16 protein-coding genes are annotated in these 17,049 nt (G+C 34.8%); 4 read left to right on the top strand and 12 right to left on the bottom strand.

Annotation, left to right across the window (positions count from 1 at the left end; genetic code table 11):
- Window positions 1–4 precede the first annotated feature (4 nt).
- The 3 genes from JC605_RS11680 to nirB all read right to left on the bottom strand — a co-directional run bounded on the left by JC605_RS11680 (window position 5) and on the right by nirB (window position 3,955).
- On the bottom strand, window positions 5–589 hold the full coding sequence (locus tag JC605_RS11680; protein WP_198856355.1) for a DUF4202 domain-containing protein: 585 nt from the start codon (window positions 587–589) through the stop codon (window positions 5–7).
- Window positions 590–833: 244 nt separating this feature from the next.
- Entirely contained in the window at window positions 834–1,211 is a 378-nt protein-coding gene (gene nirD / locus JC605_RS11675) for a nitrite reductase small subunit NirD (RefSeq protein ID WP_198856354.1), read from the bottom strand.
- A 230-nt stretch (window positions 1,212–1,441) separates the two neighbouring features.
- A complete protein-coding gene (gene nirB / locus JC605_RS11670) occupies window positions 1,442–3,955 on the bottom strand; it encodes a nitrite reductase large subunit NirB (RefSeq protein ID WP_198856353.1) in 2,514 nt (837 codons plus the stop codon).
- Window positions 3,956–4,222: 267 nt separating this feature from the next.
- On the opposite strand from nirB, the gene JC605_RS11665 reads away from it, so the two are divergent.
- Window positions 4,223–4,996: an META domain-containing protein gene (locus JC605_RS11665; RefSeq protein ID WP_198856352.1), complete on the top strand. Its 774-nt coding sequence runs from the start codon at window positions 4,223–4,225 to the stop codon at window positions 4,994–4,996.
- Window positions 4,997–5,081: 85 nt separating this feature from the next.
- Here JC605_RS11665 and JC605_RS11660 read toward each other — a convergent pair whose 3' ends face one another.
- Window positions 5,082–6,368: a DUF2130 domain-containing protein gene (locus JC605_RS11660; RefSeq protein ID WP_198856351.1), complete on the bottom strand. Its 1,287-nt coding sequence runs from the start codon at window positions 6,366–6,368 to the stop codon at window positions 5,082–5,084.
- A 380-nt stretch (window positions 6,369–6,748) separates the two neighbouring features.
- A complete protein-coding gene (locus JC605_RS11655; protein ID WP_198856350.1) occupies window positions 6,749–7,630 on the bottom strand; it encodes a LysR family transcriptional regulator in 882 nt (293 codons plus the stop codon).
- A gap of 227 nt (window positions 7,631–7,857) precedes the next feature.
- Here JC605_RS11655 and JC605_RS11650 point away from each other — a divergent pair, with 227 nt between their 5' ends.
- Window positions 7,858–8,565, top strand: coding sequence for a class I SAM-dependent methyltransferase (locus JC605_RS11650; RefSeq protein WP_198856349.1), 708 nt, complete (start codon window positions 7,858–7,860; stop codon window positions 8,563–8,565).
- A 135-nt stretch (window positions 8,566–8,700) separates the two neighbouring features.
- Window positions 8,701–9,921, top strand: a complete 1,221-nt coding sequence (locus tag JC605_RS11645) for a dipeptidase (RefSeq protein ID WP_198856348.1) — start codon at window positions 8,701–8,703, stop codon at window positions 9,919–9,921.
- A gap of 47 nt (window positions 9,922–9,968) precedes the next feature.
- Here the strand turns inward: JC605_RS11645 and JC605_RS11640 are convergent, their stop codons facing one another.
- From JC605_RS11640 to JC605_RS11625, 4 genes are all read right to left on the bottom strand, one after another.
- Window positions 9,969–10,448 carry a DUF3291 domain-containing protein gene (locus tag JC605_RS11640; protein ID WP_198856347.1) on the bottom strand — a complete coding sequence of 160 codons (480 nt, stop codon included), beginning with the start codon at window positions 10,446–10,448 and terminating at the stop codon, window positions 9,969–9,971.
- A 126-nt stretch (window positions 10,449–10,574) separates the two neighbouring features.
- Window positions 10,575–10,853 (bottom strand): putative quinol monooxygenase, encoded by a 279-nt coding sequence (locus JC605_RS11635; RefSeq protein WP_198856346.1) that lies wholly within the window; start codon window positions 10,851–10,853, stop codon window positions 10,575–10,577.
- A 2-nt stretch (window positions 10,854–10,855) separates the two neighbouring features.
- The gene (locus tag JC605_RS11630; protein ID WP_198856345.1) at window positions 10,856–11,461 is read right to left on the bottom strand and encodes an NAD(P)H-dependent oxidoreductase; all 606 of its coding nucleotides are present in this window, start codon (window positions 11,459–11,461) and stop codon (window positions 10,856–10,858) included.
- A gap of 223 nt (window positions 11,462–11,684) precedes the next feature.
- Window positions 11,685–12,671, bottom strand: coding sequence for an aldo/keto reductase (locus tag JC605_RS11625; RefSeq protein WP_198856344.1), 987 nt, complete (start codon window positions 12,669–12,671; stop codon window positions 11,685–11,687).
- Between the two features lie 117 nt (window positions 12,672–12,788).
- On the opposite strand from JC605_RS11625, the gene JC605_RS11620 reads away from it, so the two are divergent.
- Window positions 12,789–13,634, top strand: coding sequence for an AraC family transcriptional regulator (locus tag JC605_RS11620; RefSeq protein ID WP_111285332.1), 846 nt, complete (start codon window positions 12,789–12,791; stop codon window positions 13,632–13,634).
- 250 nt (window positions 13,635–13,884) lie between these two features.
- On the opposite strand, the gene JC605_RS11615 is transcribed toward JC605_RS11620, so the two are convergent.
- From JC605_RS11615 to JC605_RS11605, 3 genes are all read right to left on the bottom strand, one after another.
- On the bottom strand, window positions 13,885–14,937 hold the full coding sequence (locus JC605_RS11615) for an SMI1/KNR4 family protein (RefSeq protein ID WP_198856343.1): 1,053 nt from the start codon (window positions 14,935–14,937) through the stop codon (window positions 13,885–13,887).
- Between the two features lie 16 nt (window positions 14,938–14,953).
- Window positions 14,954–15,715, bottom strand: a complete 762-nt coding sequence (locus JC605_RS11610; protein WP_198856342.1) for a C40 family peptidase — start codon at window positions 15,713–15,715, stop codon at window positions 14,954–14,956.
- Between the two features lie 69 nt (window positions 15,716–15,784).
- Complete coding sequence (locus tag JC605_RS11605) at window positions 15,785–16,963, bottom strand: acetyl-CoA C-acyltransferase (RefSeq protein WP_198856341.1); 1,179 nt, start codon at window positions 16,961–16,963, stop codon at window positions 15,785–15,787.
- Window positions 16,964–17,049: the final 86 nt, after the last annotated feature.

Here is a 17,049-nt window from a genome sequence, read left to right as displayed (position 1 = left end):
TGAATTATAGTCCTAAAGAAGCTTTTATAAGATTTAGATTTTCTTCAGAATAGTTGATTTTTAAGGCTTCTTGATGTCCTTTGTCCGACATTTTATCCCAGGTTTTTTTGATGATGTTTTTTAGTTTTTCGTCGTCGTGTTTGTGAACGAAAGGTTCTAAATAATATTCAAGGAAAACAAGGCAAATTACATCTTCTAATAATTGTGTTTCGTGATCTTTTTTAAGTAATTTTTTCTCTATTAAAAACGATACACGATCGATAAAAGTCTGATCGTAACCTGCTTTTTCTAGTATTTCGGCAGTAGTTTTTGCGTGGAATTTTTTTAATTCTTCTCTCCATTTCAAATAACCAACACGATCCATTGGGTAGGATTCTCGAGCTACTTTCCATCTACAGATGTGTTGTGCTTTTGATGCGATTTGGATTTCTTCGGATGCATTGGGTTCAAACTGCATCAGTCTTTCGTACATCCTGTTGGAATACAATAATTCTTTTGGATATTCTTTGTTTTGGTCGGTTTCGATGTTTGGGTCTTGTGCGTTTTCGGCATCAATCCATTCGCTTGCTTTTTGAAAAGGTGTAGTCATTTTTTGGTTTGATAATAGAATTTCAAAGATACGGAATTAAGTTTTTTTTCGCCACGAATTTCACGAATTAGCACGAATTATTGTTTTTGTTTTTTGCCACAGATTAAAGGATTTTTTGGATTTAATCTTGTGTAAATTTTTTTCGCCATGAATTTCACGAATCTCCACGAATTAAATTAGTGTAATTTGTGAAATTCGTGGCGAAAAAAAATCCTTTTAATCTGTGTAATCTGTGGCCTATAAATCAGTCTATGAAACCAACAAAAACTTCATCTTCAACAATCTTTATGGGATAAGTTGCAATGCTGTATTCTTCGTCGTTTAAGTTAGAACCATCAACTAAAGAAAAAGTCTTTTTATGCATTGGGCAGGCGATTTTCGGGATATCATCGGCGGAACCTGTCATTCCTCTTGACAAAACCATTTCCATTTTGTGCGGGCAGGCGTTTTGGCAAGCGTACCATTCGTTGCGACGGGTGAAATTGAAAATGGCAATTTGCTTGTTTTTGTATTTGATGCATCCGCCTCGGTTGGTTGGAAAATCTTCTACTTTACCTGCTTTGAACCAAATTGTAGCATCGCTCGCATGAACTGTTTCGTATTGATTTAAGATTTCTTCCATTTTGATTGAGTTTTGATTTCCTGTTTCTTAGCCCTCTTTTTACAATCAAGAGAGATTTGATGGCGCAGTAAAAAAGAGGGTAAGAAGGACAGCAAACGTTTAATGATTTTTTTTCTTTTTTTGGAGCTTTATGGTGTTTTGCCACGAAGGCGCAAAGACGCTAAGTTTTTTTCTTTAAGTTTTTTTTATTTTGACTTTGCGACTTTGTGTCTTTGTGGCAAGATATTTTTTTAAGTCCAAGCTTTTGGCATTTTTTGATCTCTTAGCGGAACAAAAACAGCATTATCGTCTTTTTCTTCTGAGTTTATAAAGTGATTGAAACGTTTTAATAATCTTGGTTTTTCCAGCACTTGTTTCCATTCGCATTCGAAAGTGTTTACTAAAGTCTGCATTTCGGCTTCGAGAGTTTCGCAGATTCCTAGGCTGTCTTCGATAATAACTTCTTTTAAATATTCTAAACCTCCGTCTAGTTTTTCTAACCAAGTTGAAGTTCGGATTAGCGGGCCAGCGGTGCGGATGTAATACATTAAAAATCTGTCCATGTATTTAATAACCGTTTCCTTGTCGATTTTTTCAGCTAATAAAACGGCATGTTTTGGATTTGCACCGCCATTTCCTGCGATGTATAAATTCCATCCGCCTTCAACGGCGATTAAACCGAAATCTTTTCCGCGTGCTTCAGCGCATTCGCGAATGCAGGCCGAAACACCGCCTTTTAGTTTATGCGGAGAACGGATTCCTTTATATCTATTTTCTAGTTCGATGGCAAATCCGGCGCTGTCGTCCATTCCGTAACGGCACCAAGCATTTCCGACACAGCTTTTTACGGCACGAAGTGATTTTCCGTAAGCGTGACCGCTTTCAAAACCATTGTCGATTAAAATTTTCCAGATTTTTGGTAAATCACTCAAATGTGCTCCGAATAAATCGACTCTTTGCGCTCCTGTAATTTTAGTGTACAAATCGAATTGTTTGGCAACTTCACCAATTACAATTAATTTCTCAGCAGTGATTTCTCCTCCGGCAACTCTCGGAACTACAGAATACGTTCCGTTTCGTTGAATATTGGCTAAAAATCTATCGTTTGTATCTTGCGTTGTAACGTGTTTATTTGCCGTATCGTTATAAATACTAGAGAAAATAGAAGCGACAACTGGTTTACAGATTTCGCAACCATCGCCTTTTCCGTGATGATCCAGAACATCATAGAAATTCTCGTATTTATTGATTTTTACCAAATCGAATAATTCCTGACGATTATAATTGAAATGCTCACAGATAACTTCTTTTACTTCTTTTCCTAAAGATTTTTGAGTCGCTTTTACCAAATCTGAAACCATTGGTTTACAGCCTCCGCAACCCGAAGTTGCTTTAGTTGCTTTTACAACATCTGAAAGGGAAGAACAGCTTTCGTCTAGAACTTTACAGCAGATTGCACCTTTGGTCACATTTTCGCAAGAACAAATTACGGCGGTGTCTGGCAAATCCATAACGCTTCCTAAACTTGAACCTTCAGAACCATCGCGAGAGCCTAAAATCAAATCTTCCGGATTTTTAGGCAATGCCATTTCATTGATATAAATCTGGAAAAGGGAATTGTAATCGCTAGAATCTCCAACTAAAATTCCGCCTAAAAGTTTTTTAGAATCTTTGGTAACGTTGATTCTTTTATAAACGCCGCTTAATTTATTTTCATAAATAATAGCGGTAACGTCATTGTTTTCAATAAAAGGATCGCCAAAACTTGCCACTTCAACACCAATTAATTTCAATTGAGTCGACATATCGATGGTTTCTCTCATGGTTTTATCACCATTTAAAATTTGCTCTGCAGCAACATCGGCCATTTCGTAACCTGGAGCAACCAATCCGTAAATGTTTTGGTTGTAAAGCGCTGCTTCGCCAATCGCAAAAATAGAAGGATCTGATGTTCGCATTTCATTGTTTACCACAATTCCGCCTCGTACACCAACTTCAAGGCCTGAAACTCTAGCCAGTTCGTCGCGAGGTTTGATTCCGGCAGAAATAACCAACATGTCTACTTTTAACAATTCGTCGTTTGCAAACATCATTCCTGTTATACTTTCTTTTCCGTCGATATATTGTGTTGCTTTGTTGAGATGAATTCCGATGTTTAATTCTTCAATTTTAGCTTGTAGCATATCACTCGCGCCTTGATCCAATTGTCTCGGCATCAAACGTGGGGCAAACTCCACCACATGCGGATTCAATCCTAAATCTCTAACGGCTTTTGCCGCTTCAAGACCTAATAAACCTCCACCTAAAACAGCAGCTTCAGTTGCACCTTTTTGTTTTATTTTTTTGGCGTAAGCCATTATCGCATCAAGATCTTCGATGGTTCTGTATACAAAAACACCTTCTTTTTCGACACCTTCAATTGGTGGAACAAAAGCCGAAGAACCGGTTGCCAAAACTAAGTAGTCGTACGTATGCGTTTTTTCTAAATGAGTATGTATTGTTTTTTCTGTACGGTTAATATCTGTAATTAATTCAGAAGTGTTTAGAATAATATTGTTTTCTGCGTACCATTGGGTTGTTGAAAGAGATAGGTCGTCTGCCGTTTTTCCTCCAAAGTACTCGCTTAAGTGAACGCGATCATAAGCGCGTCTTGGTTCTTCACCAAATACAGTGATTTGATACTTTTCCTGTCCTGATTTTGCAACAAACTTTTCGCAAAATTTATAACCAACCATGCCGTTTCCAACTACTATTACTCTAATCATGATTTCTTTAATTAAGTATTATTATGCAAATATAAGTATTTATACTTATAAAAATACGTAATAAATTTGTTTTTTTTAAGTATATAGAAATTTTTTTACTACGTATTTTACTTTGATCTTTTACGTAGTGCGGATTACGAATGATTTTGTCGTACTTAGTTTTTTTAAATTTGAAAGGATTCTAAATAAGCGTTTCAAAAAAATGTCGTAAATTCATAAGAATTTTATAGATGTTTTACGAAGAAGAACATTTTTAATTTAGATCTCATGAAAAAAGTACTCTCATTATTGTTGTTATCATTTTTAATGATAGGCTGTAAAACGACAGCAAATAAAGAAACTGCACAAGCGGGTTCGACAAGTTCTACAGAAGAAGATTTAAAATATTATTTTAAAGGAACAGGAAACGAACCGTTTTGGGGAATCAAAATAGGGAATGAGGAAATCGTTTTTACATCATTAATACCTGGGAAAGAAAAAGTCATTTTTCCCGCTGTGGAAGCTATTAGAGCAATGGATGCGAATGTGAAAATGTATAAAGTAAGTAACGAAACAGCTTCTGCAACTATAACAATTCAGCAGTTAGATTGCCAAGATTCAATGTCTGGTTCGATTTCTCCTTATAGTGTAAAAGTCGAAATAAAAAATAATTCAGAATTAGAAACGAAAAAAGTAAACGGCTGCGGAAAATATTTAACCGATTATCGTCTTCATGATATTTGGGTTTTGGAAGAACTAAATGGTTATAAGGTTTTTGCAACTGATTTTCAAAAAGAAATGCCTCGAATTGAAATTAATTCATCTGAAAATAGATTTTCTGGTTACGGAGGTTGTAATGCGATTAGCGGTTCTATTTTTTATGAAAAGGATTTGCTAAGATTTACAAAGGTAATTTCGACTTTAATGGCCTGCCCGCAAGGAAATAAAGAAGTAGAATTTAGTAAGGCGTTGCAAAGCACAACAACTTATTCGATTGAGAATAATCAATTGATTTTATCTAATCCTTCTGGGAAATTGGCTGTTTTTAAAAAGGTTGATTGATTATTATTTGTTCCCGCAGATTTTGCAGATTGAGCAGATTTTTATCGCATTTTTTGTGTTGAATTCGTTGCTCTCACCAGTGATTTTACTCAAACAATTCCTTAGTTTCTTCCTCTTCATCATCGCCTTCAATAAAATCCAATTCCAAAGCTTTCACACTCTGAACTGCATTTCCGGCAATACCGCGAATCGAACCGTACATTCCTAAAGTATTGTGAACTACTTTTTCGATTTGTTTTTCACGCTGTTTCCAGATTCTCTGCATGGCTCTTTTTTCAGAATCAAGGTCATTTTGCATCGTAGTGAATCCTTCTACAATTCCTTCAATTTGTAAACGGAATTCGTTGCTCGTTAAGAAATCATATAACATCGACATTTTATCGCCTTTGTTTTCCTGTGCTTGAACGGCTTGATTAATCTGAATCAACGATTGACGCAAGACGGCACTTAAACCTTTAAATTCTTCATACGTACAAATCCAGATTCCGTCGCGCATTCCCATTCTATCCATTCCAGAAGGCATAACTTCGGTAACCAAAACACCAATATTGGCTCTTTTAGTTCTAATATCGTTTTTGAATTTCTCGATCCAAGAAGGCTGAAAAGCTTTTGTTCTTTTACTTTCGTAATAAATAGAACCGCAATTTTGGTGTTCTCTTGTGTTTACAACTTGAAGACAATCGGCGCCGTTTGCGCCTTTTTTAATTTCGTCAATACTGTCAAGAGGAAAGTTGTTTGCCAGCCATTCTTCGATAGCTAATTCCATTACTTCACCTTGCAATTGCATTGAACCTTGTTCTTGCTTGCGTTTCATTTCTTCAGTTAGCTTTTTTTGTTCTTCTAGCTGTTTCTGAAGTTCTTTGAATTTCAATTCGTTTTTATCGTCTTCTTGTTTTCTGATTTTTTCGCGTTCCAAAGTCAATTGAGCGTTTAATTGCTTTTCGGCTTCGGCTTGAATGGCATCTTTCATTTCCAGTTTTTCGCGCTGTAACTTGGCGATTTCACCTTCCATTTTATTTAATTCCCTGATTTTTTCCGATTTTTCAGAGAGTTCTTTTTCCATTAAAAGCAAACGGTCCTTGTTTTCTTCTTCAAGTTTGGTTTTTAGTTTTTCAGAAATTTCTTTTTCCGCAATTTTTCTTTCACGTTCCAAACGCTCGGCAAAAAGTTCGTTTTCTTGTTTCTTTTTGGCTTCAAATTCGGCTTTGGCTTTATCCAATTGTTCGTTTTTAAGCTCTAATTCTTTATTTTGAATAGTCGCTTTTTGTTGAAATTCTTTACGGATACTGTCTTCTAATTGATGTTTTAAAACATCATTTACGTCGATAGGAGTTCCGCAGTTTGGACACTGAATAGAAGATTGCTCAGCCATTTTATATTGAAATTTTATTGTAGAATTTGAATTTGCTAAGATATTTAAAAGTTCTCTTTTTATAATATGGATTTCTGTACTAATTTGTAACGAATTTTTGTTATGGCCACTAAGGCGCTAGGACGCAAAGTTTTTTTTTGCCACAGATTAAAAGGATTGAAAAGGATTTTTTTTATTTCACGCAGATTTTATAAGATTTAGGCAGATTACAAAGATGTTTTTCATACAGTTTGTCATTTCGAGGAACGAGAAATCTCCGCACGAAGCTCTACAAAGATTGGCTTATAGGAACGGAGCTACTTGCGGAGATTTCTCGTTCCTCGAAATGACAAAAATGAGAGAAAATCCTTTTAATCTGTGGCAAAAAAAAACTTCCTGCCTTAACGTCTTTGTAGCAGTAAAAAAGCAACAGCAGATCGAGTAATCTCAGAATCATCTTCTTTTGATGTAATAATCGAAACATCTGTTTTTAAATTAACCTTTTTCAGTTCAATAAAACCAATCTCTGAATCTTGATTGTTTTTTGCAATGTTGGAAGGAACAATCGAGATTCCTAATCCATTTTTAACTAATTGTACGATGGAGTTGATGTTATTGGCTTCGTGAATGATTTTCGGTGTGAAGCCATAAAAAGCACAAAGTTCTAATAAAACTTCATGATAATGTGGTGCGTAATCTTTATTAAAAAACACAAATGTTTCATTTTTCAGTTTTAAAATCTCATTTTCTGATTTTATCTGAACAGATTTTTTATTGTAAACCAATGAAAATCCGTCTTTAAACCATAAATCTGATTTAATTTTAGGTGACTGAATAGGTGATCGAATAATTCCCATTTCGATTTTTCCTTGTTCTAAAGCATCGATTTGTTTTGTGGTTGAGATTTCAAAAAGTTTAAAATTGACATAAGGAAATTGTGCTTTAAGATGTTTTATTAAATCTGAAATTACTGCTGAATAAATCGAACTGATATAAGCAATTCTGAATTCGCCCGAAACGTTTTCTGCGATCTTTTTTGTTTTGAGTGAAATGCGTTCAAGATTCAGGAAGAGGTCTTTTGTTTCTTTTTCAAAATATTTTCCTGCTTCTGTGAGTTCTACTTTTTTGTTGTTTCGAATGAAAAGTTTTGCTTGAAGCTCTTCTTCCAATTCAGCTATTTGTCGGCTTAAGGGAGGTTGAGAAATAAAGAGTTTTTCTGAGGCCTTGGTAAAGTTTAGTCCTTCGGCTACAGCCAAAAAATATTTTAGATGACGTAATTCCATGATACTTTTAAAGTATTGTTAATTGATAAAAATAGTATTTTTAAAGTATTTATTAAAAGAATAATTTTGAAAAATCAAAAAATAATTCTCTCGCAGATTGAGCAGATAAAGCAGATTATTAATTTTTAGATAAATCATTCTTAATCATAATAATATCCAATCATATAATAGCAAAAAGATTCGCTCAATCTGCTTGATCTGCGAGAGATTCAAAAAAACAAAAGACCATGAAAAAATCAACTATTAAAGAAATCAAAGAACGATTTGACAATGATGTCGAACGATTTTCAAATTTAGAAACGGGACAAGTAGCAACAATAGATGCTACTATTTCTTTAGAATTAATAACCGAAGCTTCAAAACGTATTGTTCCGAAGGCTAAAAATGTGTTAGATGTTGGCTGCGGAGCCGGAAATTATACTTTAAAAATGTTATCTAAAGTGCCAAATTTAAATTGCACTTTGGTCGATTTGAGTTTGCCAATGCTAGATCGTGCTTTTCAAAGGGTTTCAGCTGAAACCAACGGAAAAGTAGTAACAAAACAAGGCGATATTCGCGAAATAGATTTAGAAGAAAATAGTTTTGACATCATTTTGGCAGGTGCAGTTTTGCATCATTTGCGAGACGATCAGGATTGGGAAACGACTTTTACTAAATTGTTTAAATTATTGAAACCTGGCGGTTGTTTCATGATTTCGGATTTAATTACACAAGACACAGAATTATTAAATGAATATACTTGGCAGCGTTATGGCGAATATTTAGAAGGAATTGGAGGGGCAGAGTACCGCCAGAAAGTTTTGAATTATATCGAAAAAGAAGATTCTCCAAGATCGATGAATTATCAATTGGATTTAATGAAAAAAGTAGGTTTTTCAAAAGTTGAAATTTTACATAAAAACATGTGCTTTGGCGCTTTTGGAGGAATAAAATAAAAGTTTAATCGTTTGATTTTTGTTTTTGGTCGGTTTTATGTTTCTGTCTGTATAATAATTGATTGATGAAGTGAAAAAAAGTGTTGTTTTGTATAATCAAGTTCTATTTTTTCTTTCACAACTTAAACATTTAAAATGAGCAATAATCAACAATGGAATCGCAGAAGTTTTCTGTTTACAATGAGTGGAGCGGGAGCAGCTTTAATGTTAAATCCGCTTTTGTCTTGGGCTACAACTGAGCAAGATCCTAGAGTTGCTGCTATTGTTGCAAGAACATTTGGAATCGATACACACAATCACATTGATGTTCCTTTGATAAAATCGGAGCTGCCAGGCCCAAAAGTTGATTTGTTTGGTGAAATGCAGAAATCGGGCTTATCTGCAATTTGTATGACTTTTGCCGTTGACTATCAGAAATTAGTTAATCCGGGAGATGCTTACGAAAGATTTCTAAATGGGTTAACTGCAATGGATGAAATATTAATTGCTAATAATATGAAACGCGCTCTCAATTACGCTGATTTGGAAGGCGCTCATAAAAATAAAAAGCCTATAGTAATTCAATCTGTCGAGGGCGGACATTTTTTAGAAGGCAAAATTGAGCGTTTGCAGGTTGCTTACGATAGAGGTTTAAGGCATTTAGGTTTGCTTCATGACAATGATGCTTCTGTTCCGTTAGGTGATATTTTTACAAAAACGCCTCAATGGGGTGGCCTTACTTCTTTTGGAGCTGAAACAATTACAGAATGTGAAAGACTAGGTATTTTGGTCGATTTGTCGCATTGTGATGATAATACGGTAAACGGAGCTTTAAAAGTTGCTAAGAAACCTGTTTTAGTTTCGCATACAGGTTTAAATACCCGTCTTGGAACAAATGAATTTATGTCTAAAATGATGATGCCAAGACTTATAAGTAAAGAACAGGCAAAAATTGTAGCAGATCACGGCAGTGTAATTGGGGTTTGGACACATCTCGCTGATTCACCAACTGAATTTGCAGATAATATAAAAGCTATGGTTGACGTAGTTGGTGTCGATCATGTTTGCATTGGAACTGATACTAAACTGACTCCAGCTTATCGTTCTCCAAATGATAAAGGATGGGGACAAGGAGATAATAAAAAACCAGAAGATAAAAAGGAAGAGCCCCAAAAACAAAACGATCAAAAAGGGCAAAATACTAATAAAAAGCAAGGGCCACAAGGAACTAACCAATCTTGGGGAATTGAGAAACAGGGATTTTATTATACCGTTGTTGAATCTTTACTAAAGGCGGGTTTTAAAGAAGAAGAGATTGCTAAAATTGGAGGTGGAAATTATTGCCGAATATTTGATATTGCGACGAAAAGATCTTAATCTGTCAAAGAGTATTTGTAAACAAAACAAAAGCGAAATAAAGAATTTTATTTTGCTTTTGTTTTGTCTTTATTTGGTGCAGGATATTTGTTTCTAAGGTCAAAAACTAATTCTGAAGGGCCATTTTTCTGTAGGTAATCTAATTTTTCTACAGCTTCTACCATGCTTGGAATTTCTCCTTTTGGAATCCACCACATGGCTGTATGCGCTTTTCCGAATTTCTGAAACCATTCTTTTCGGCGTCTCAAAAATTCACTGTGAAAAGTTTTGTACATATAATGCTCCAAAGTTTCAATGCTTTCCCAAACTGATACATTGATGATAATTTGCTCATCATTGTACGGATTTAGACTTGTGGCATTGTAACTGTCAGTTTCATCTTTTAATCTCCAAACAAAACCTTCGCTTTCTTCGGCTAAAGTGTTTACTGCATCTAAATTATCTACAAATTCTTTCATAATTGGGTCGTTAATGTCGACTCCTTTCATTTTGGCAATATTAATTTCGGCAAGATGATAATGACTCATAAGTTTTTATGTTTCTGAATAATTATGTAGGATTATTTTTTCGCCACAAATTACACGAATTGCACTAATTTTATATTCTAAATAAAAAAGAATTTGTGAAATTTTGTGTAATTCGTGGCAAACAACTTATAAAATCTGTGCAGTTTTGTAAACCTGAATTGGGCTTGAAACAAGATTTTCGGTTTTTTGGATAAAATCCTTTAAGTAAGATTGGTTGTTATGTAAGTCTAAACCAATTTGGTCTTTCCATTCTTCCCAAAGAATAAAAACATTTTCTGAAGTGTGTAAATCGTAACGAATACATGCAGCTTCTTTTCTAGTTTCTGTTACTAGATGTGTCAGAAGGTTTTGAATTTCAAGTAAATGTTCTGGTTTACTTTTTAAAATTGCGGTAATCGAAATCATAATTATAGGTTTTTAAAGGTTTCTTCAAGATGTTTCGTATAATTCTCCTTAAAGATAACGATATTTTCTGGTGTAGCGCCTTTTTCAACATCATGGAAATGGAATCCGTCTATACGTTCCATTCCTGTAAATTTGTTCATTTTATGGAAACCAAACATTGCGCCGTCATCAACCGAAGTTTGATCGAAGAATTCTCCCGGAAGTGTAAAAGCCGTTGCTGGAGCATTCCAGCTTGTGGTAAGCATGTATTTACGTCCGTGTAAAAGCCCGCCGGTTCCGTAATTGATGTCTGGATTTACACGGCTTCTTCCATCGCTCTTGTAAATTCCTTTGTTGTGACCTGCTGTGAAAACATCGTCTATGTATTTTTTGAAAAGGTTTGGAAGTTGAAACCACCAAACAGGTGTATGGTAAATGATTACATCTGCCCAAACAAATTTTTCTACTTCTTGGTCAAGATCGATATTGTCTTCTACGTGAGTTGTTTTTATTTCGTATTCGTTGCTTTTTGAAAGAAATTCGGTTGTCCAGTCTTGTACTGTTTTGTTGAATTTTCCTCCTGAATGGGCAAATTTTTGTCCACCGTTAATTATAAATATCTTTTTCATTTTACTGTTGTTTCTTTTGAAAATGTGTGCGTGAGGGATAGGAGTGGAAATCCTTTTGTGCCTGGGTTCGGCACAAAAGATTGTAACGGATAGCCCTCCCGATAGTTATCGGGATTGGGACACGCCCAAATTCTAAGTATTTAATTTTTGAGATTTTTTTAAACACATAGAGGCATAGATTGTTATTGCGTGGAACTATGTCTCTATGTGTTTAAAAGTAGAATTATTTTATTTTAGCAATTGCCTGATTGATGAATTCTAATTCTGAAGCTGATAAATCGAAATCCATTGTTTTAGCATTTGAAATGGCTTGGTCTGCGTTTCTGGCTCCTGCTAAAACAATTGAAATTCCTTTTTGTAATGATGTCCAGCGTAAAACTAATTGTGATAAGCTTGCTTCTTTTGAATGTGCCAAAGAACTCAATTCTTCAACTAAAGTTTTTACTTTTTGAAGATCAAACTGATTGAAATATCCGTTTCTGTGATCGTTTTCTTTTAATTTACTGTCTGTGAAATATTTCCCAGTCAACAAACCTCTTTCCATTGGACTGTAAGCAATGATTCCTATGTTTTCTGCAACTGTAAACGGAATTAGTTCTTCTTCAATTTTATGGTTCAACATACTGTAAGCGACTTGATTTGAAGCGACTTGAATTGTTTTTTGTGCTTCTTGAATTTGTGAAACGTTGTAATTGCTTACTCCAAAAGCTTTAATTTTTCCTTGTTTGATTAGGCTTTCTGCAGCTTCCATTGTTTCAGAAATTGGAGTTGTTGAATCTGGCCAGTGAATTTGCAGTAAATCGATATAATCGGTTTGAAGACGTTTTAAGCTTTCCTCAACTTCTTTAATTACGTTTGCTTTTGATGAGTATTTATATACTGGAACTTTTTTTCCGTTGTCGTCAGCGTCAAAGAAGAAATCACCTTTTCCGTTGTTGCTTCCGTCCCAAACTAAACCGAATTTGGTAAGTAGTTGAATTTTAGAGCGGTCGTAAGATTTTATAGCTTCACCGATCATTTCTTCACTTAAACCAAATCCGTAAAAAGGAGCGGTGTCGATTGTGGTAACGCCGTGATCGATTGAAGCTTGGACAGATGCTATTGAATTTTTCTTTTCTGTTCCGCCCCACATAGTTCCGCCAATAGCAAAAGCGCCGTATGTAATAGCTGATAATTCAAGTTCTGAGTTGCCTAGTTTTCTATATTCCATGATTGTGATTTTTTATGTTTAAAATTGATGAGGCAAAATTATACTGTTTTTATGATTCTTATTTGGTATATATTTGTCTTTTTTAGGTATATTTGCATCTTCAAATAAAATGGAATTATGAAAAAAGAAAACTTATATGAACCTTTTACGGTTTCTTTTGAAACGCTGAATGAATATCCAGACGTTGGAGATCGTCATAATTTTTTCGAATTGGTTTATATTCTGGAAGGAACGGGAAGGCAGTGTATTAATAAGAATATTTTTGAATATGATCCTGGGCATTTGTTTTTATTGACACCAGAAGATTGTCATAATTTTACGATTGAAACCAAAACGAAATTTTTCTTTTTAAGGTTTAATGACATTTATTTGAAAAACTCGAGCCTGCAAAATGAAAATATTCAGCGATTAGAATATATACTTCAAAATGCCAATCATCAGCCGGGCTGTATTCTTAAAAATGATCCTGATAAATGTTTGGTAAAAGTAATGATTGAAGCAATTTGCCGAGAACATCAGGATAAAGATGTTTACAATCAGGAATTGATTCAGCAGTTAGTGAATACGCTAATCATTATTGTGGCGAGAAATATCGCGAAATACTTGCCTGAACAAGTAACCATAAATACTGAGGCTAAAGCGATGGATATTCTACAATATATTCAGAACAATATCTATTATCCTGAAAAAATCAAAGCGGAATCAATTAGTGATTATTTCGGAATCTCGAATACCTATTTAGGTCGTTATTTTAAGAAACATGCTAGTGAAACCATGCAACAATATATCAGTAATTATAAAACGAAACTGATAGAGCACCGTTTGCAATTTAGTGAGAAACGTATTAATGAAATTGCGTATGAATTTGGCTTTACGGATGAAAGCCATTTTAATAAGTTTTTCAGAAAACAAAAAGGCTATAGTCCGTCTGAGTTTAGAAAGACAATTCGATTGAGCGCTTAGTTTTTTTAGCCACGACCCGAGCGATAGCGAACAGGCGAAGCAATTCCCGAATTTGCACTAATTTATTTTGCCACAGATTAATTGGATTAAAAATGATTTTTTTTGCTTATTAATTTTCTCTCGCAGATTGAGCAGATTATGCGGATTTATTTTTTTAATCTGTTTAAATCTGCTAAATCTGCGAGAGAATAAAAGAAGAATTGGTGTAAATCCGCGTTTTCGCAAAGCGAATCTGTTTTATTCGTGTACTTTAATTTTCTTTACTTACTATAAAATCAAAATGCTCGGTTTTACCAGCTTTTAAATTGTTTATTTCATTTTGGATTAATTCTTCTAATGAATCTGCAACTATTAGGCGTGACCAAGATTCGTTTTGAAGTTCTATGATTTGTCCAAATTTTCCTTTTAATGCTGGATCTGTATCGTATAATAAGTAATCGCCATTTCTACCTGTAGCAAACGGAATCCATTTAGGGTTGGTGTAATTGTTTGTGTTGATTTTTTCGAAATCTATTTCCTGTTCAGGCAAATCGTCTTCATCAAATTGTAAATCTTGAATGGAATCCCATTCTTCTTTAATATCTTCAAACGGAATAAGTTCGTACGACCAATTATTAATTAAAATCTGAAAAGCTGAAGTAACTGCATCATAATCGACATTTTGAACTTTGTAAAAGTTGATAAGTGCCAGGGGAATTGTAATAGCGTCTTCTAGTTCTGTGTGTTCTTGAATATCTTCAATAGAAATTCCCTCTGCAAGATTGTAATAATCGTTGTTTGTAGAAACGATTTTATTGATTTCCGAAATCCATTCTTGCCATAAAGGCTGAAATGATTGGAATGCAGGATCAAGTGGAGCACTGATTTTCTTTTCTTTTTCTTCAGCAGCCGAAATGCTCAAACTTGTAATTTTGCCATCTTCTTTATCAAACCAAACACTGATTCCGTTAAGGATAAAAGCGCCGCTTCTGTCTCCTTTAAAGAGTTTTACAAGCTGATTTTTGTTGTTTTCGTAGTAATGAAATAATTCTTGCCCTTCAAAAATAAATTTTCCTGAAAAAATACTTTTTGCGCAATAATCATATTCACGAAGTTCGAGTTCAACAGCAAGGCTTTCGACCTTATTTCCTTCTTTAGAAAAAGCCATAATGCCTTGGTCGTCCCAAGTGTAAATATGATTGTATTGTTTTTTAAGATATCTAGATTCTCCTAAAGCTTGTTTTAAAACTGTTATGTCAATTGGGAATTCGATGTTTACATTGTTAATCTGAAAGCCTGTTTTGGATAATTCAAGTTTTGTCATTTCGCTTTTTTAGGAATTAGATAATCTTCTTAATCACACGAAGTTTGTGAGTGTGTTTGTTTAATTCGGGATTATAGATTCCAGTATGGTCCAAACGGTCAATACGAACTTTTCCACTTGCGTGAATTATGTAGTTGTTTTCCATGATGATACCAACATGAGTTATATTTCCTTCGTCATTGTCGAAGAAAGCCAAATCACCTGGTTCACATTCTTCAATAAAACTCAAGGGATCGCCTTCAAGTGCTTGTTGCGATGCATCACGATGAATTTTATAGCCGTTTAATTTGTAAACCATTTGGGTAAAACCAGAACAGTCAATTCCAAAAGGCGTTTTTCCGCCCCATAAATACGGAGCATTCAAATACATAAAAGCGGTTTTAATTAAAGCGCTTTTAGGTTTGATACCGCTGGTTTTGGTTCCTTCAAAATCAAAATTTGAAGTATTGATTTCGCTATTGTTTAAGAAAGATAATGAAGCTCCAAGCGGAATAGGAAGTAATAGATTATTTGGTGCAGTGATATAATCAATTAAATCGGCATTTAAAATAATTGACTCTTTACTCAAAAGATCAAATTGCTCTTTTGTAATTTCCTGATATTGCTTAGAATCTACCCAGCCTTCATAGTCATCAAACTGAATCCTGATTCGCGCCCATTGATTTTTACGTTCTAAAATTTCGATATGCTCGCCAAACAAAAGTTGTGTGACAATTTCACTTCTGTCGCTAGCTTCAGCGCGAACGGGTACTATGGCTAAATTGCAAATTCCAAACATTTAAGGAAATTTATAAGTTGAAAAATCAGGAGTTGCATTTATAACTCCTGATTTTTTTGAGATATTGTTTTAAGCTCTTTCGATAACAATTGCTGATGCGCCACCACCACCGTTGCAAATTGCGGCAGCTCCAGTTTTTGCATTGTTTTGTTCTAAAACATTAAGTAAAGTTACAATTATACGTGCTCCAGAAGCTCCAAGAGGATGTCCTAAAGAAACTGCACCACCGTTTACGTTTACTTTATCGTTATCAAGATTTAATATTTTTGCATTGGCTAATCCAACTACAGAGAAAGCTTCGTTGAATTCAAAATAATCAACATCTGAAATTGAAATTCCTGCTTTGTCTAAAGCTTTTGGTAATGCTTTTGCTGGACTTGTTGTAAACCATTTTGGTTCTTGTGCAGCATCTGCGTAGCCTTTTATGAATGCTAAAGGTTTTAAGCCTAATGCATTTGCTTTTTCTTCAGACATTAAAACCAAAGCAGCAGCTCCGTCATTAATTGTTGAAGCGTTTGCAGCAGTTACAGTTCCGTCTTTAGTGAAAACTGGTGCTAAAGATGGAATTTTATCTAATTTCACATTAGTATATTCTTCGTCTTTAGAGAATATAATTGGTTCGCCGCGTCTTTGAGGAACTTCAACAGGAACAACTTCATTGTCAAATTTTCCAGCGTCCCAAGCTTTTGCGCTTCTTTCATAAGATTGAATTGCAAATGCATCTTGTTCTTCACGGCTGATTTTGTATTCAGATGCACATAAGTCAGCGCAAACTCCCATTGCGTTATTGTCGTAAGCATCTGTCAAACCATCTTTTTGCATTCCATCAAGCATAGTTGCCGGACCAAATTTATTTCCAGTACGCATTTGTACATAGTGAGGAATCAAGCTCATGCTTTCCATTCCGCCCGCTACAATAATTTCAGCGTCGCCGCATGCGATTGCTTGGGCAGCAAACATTACGGCTTTCATTCCAGATGCACATACTTTGTTTACTGTTGTAGCAGCAACTTCTTCAGACAGACCAGCAAAAAGCGCTGCTTGACGTGCTGGAGCTTGTCCGACACCCGCCTGGATTACATTCCCCATGAAAACTTCATCGACTAATTTTGGGTCAAGGTTAATTTTTGAAAGCGCTCCTTTTATGGCAGCAGCGCCTAATTTTGGTGCAGGTACAGTAGATAACCCGCCCATGAAACTTCCGATAGGTGTTCTAACGGCAGAAACGATAACAACTCTTTTGTTCATTTTCTGTTTAATAATAGTTAGTAAGCAAATTTAATGTTTATTTGAATAAATTCAAATTTTGTATTGAATCGAGCTGAATTTAAATT

The sequence above is a fragment of the Flavobacterium sp. IB48 genome (assembly GCF_016405855.1).
GTDB classification, from domain to species: Bacteria; Bacteroidota; Bacteroidia; order Flavobacteriales; family Flavobacteriaceae; genus Flavobacterium; species Flavobacterium ginsengisoli.
This window is presented reverse-complemented; position numbering and strand designations above follow the sequence as displayed.

Coding starts and splice junctions, on each gene's coding strand:
- JC605_RS11665 (WP_198856352.1), top strand. CDS start 4,223: ATGAAAAAAGTACTCTCATTATTGTTGTTATCATTTTTAATGATAGGC.
- JC605_RS11650 (WP_198856349.1), top strand. CDS start 7,858: ATGAAAAAATCAACTATTAAAGAAATCAAAGAACGATTTGACAATGAT.
- JC605_RS11680 (WP_198856355.1), bottom strand. CDS start 589: ATGACTACACCTTTTCAAAAAGCAAGCGAATGGATTGATGCCGAAAAC.
- JC605_RS11655 (WP_198856350.1), bottom strand. CDS start 7,630: ATGGAATTACGTCATCTAAAATATTTTTTGGCTGTAGCCGAAGGACTA.
- JC605_RS11635 (WP_198856346.1), bottom strand. CDS start 10,853: ATGATTTCGATTACCGCAATTTTAAAAAGTAAACCAGAACATTTACTT.
- nirD (WP_198856354.1), bottom strand. CDS start 1,211: ATGGAAGAAATCTTAAATCAATACGAAACAGTTCATGCGAGCGATGCT.
- JC605_RS11640 (WP_198856347.1), bottom strand. CDS start 10,448: ATGAGTCATTATCATCTTGCCGAAATTAATATTGCCAAAATGAAAGGA.
- JC605_RS11660 (WP_198856351.1), bottom strand. CDS start 6,368: ATGGCTGAGCAATCTTCTATTCAGTGTCCAAACTGCGGAACTCCTATC.
- JC605_RS11610 (WP_198856342.1), bottom strand. CDS start 15,715: ATGTTTGGAATTTGCAATTTAGCCATAGTACCCGTTCGCGCTGAAGCT.
- JC605_RS11625 (WP_198856344.1), bottom strand. CDS start 12,671: ATGGAATATAGAAAACTAGGCAACTCAGAACTTGAATTATCAGCTATT.
- JC605_RS11645 (WP_198856348.1), top strand. CDS start 8,701: ATGAGCAATAATCAACAATGGAATCGCAGAAGTTTTCTGTTTACAATG.
- JC605_RS11630 (WP_198856345.1), bottom strand. CDS start 11,461: ATGAAAAAGATATTTATAATTAACGGTGGACAAAAATTTGCCCATTCA.
- JC605_RS11615 (WP_198856343.1), bottom strand. CDS start 14,937: ATGACAAAACTTGAATTATCCAAAACAGGCTTTCAGATTAACAATGTA.
- JC605_RS11605 (WP_198856341.1), bottom strand. CDS start 16,963: ATGAACAAAAGAGTTGTTATCGTTTCTGCCGTTAGAACACCTATCGGA.
- JC605_RS11620 (WP_111285332.1), top strand. CDS start 12,789: ATGAAAAAAGAAAACTTATATGAACCTTTTACGGTTTCTTTTGAAACG.
- nirB (WP_198856353.1), bottom strand. CDS start 3,955: ATGATTAGAGTAATAGTAGTTGGAAACGGCATGGTTGGTTATAAATTT.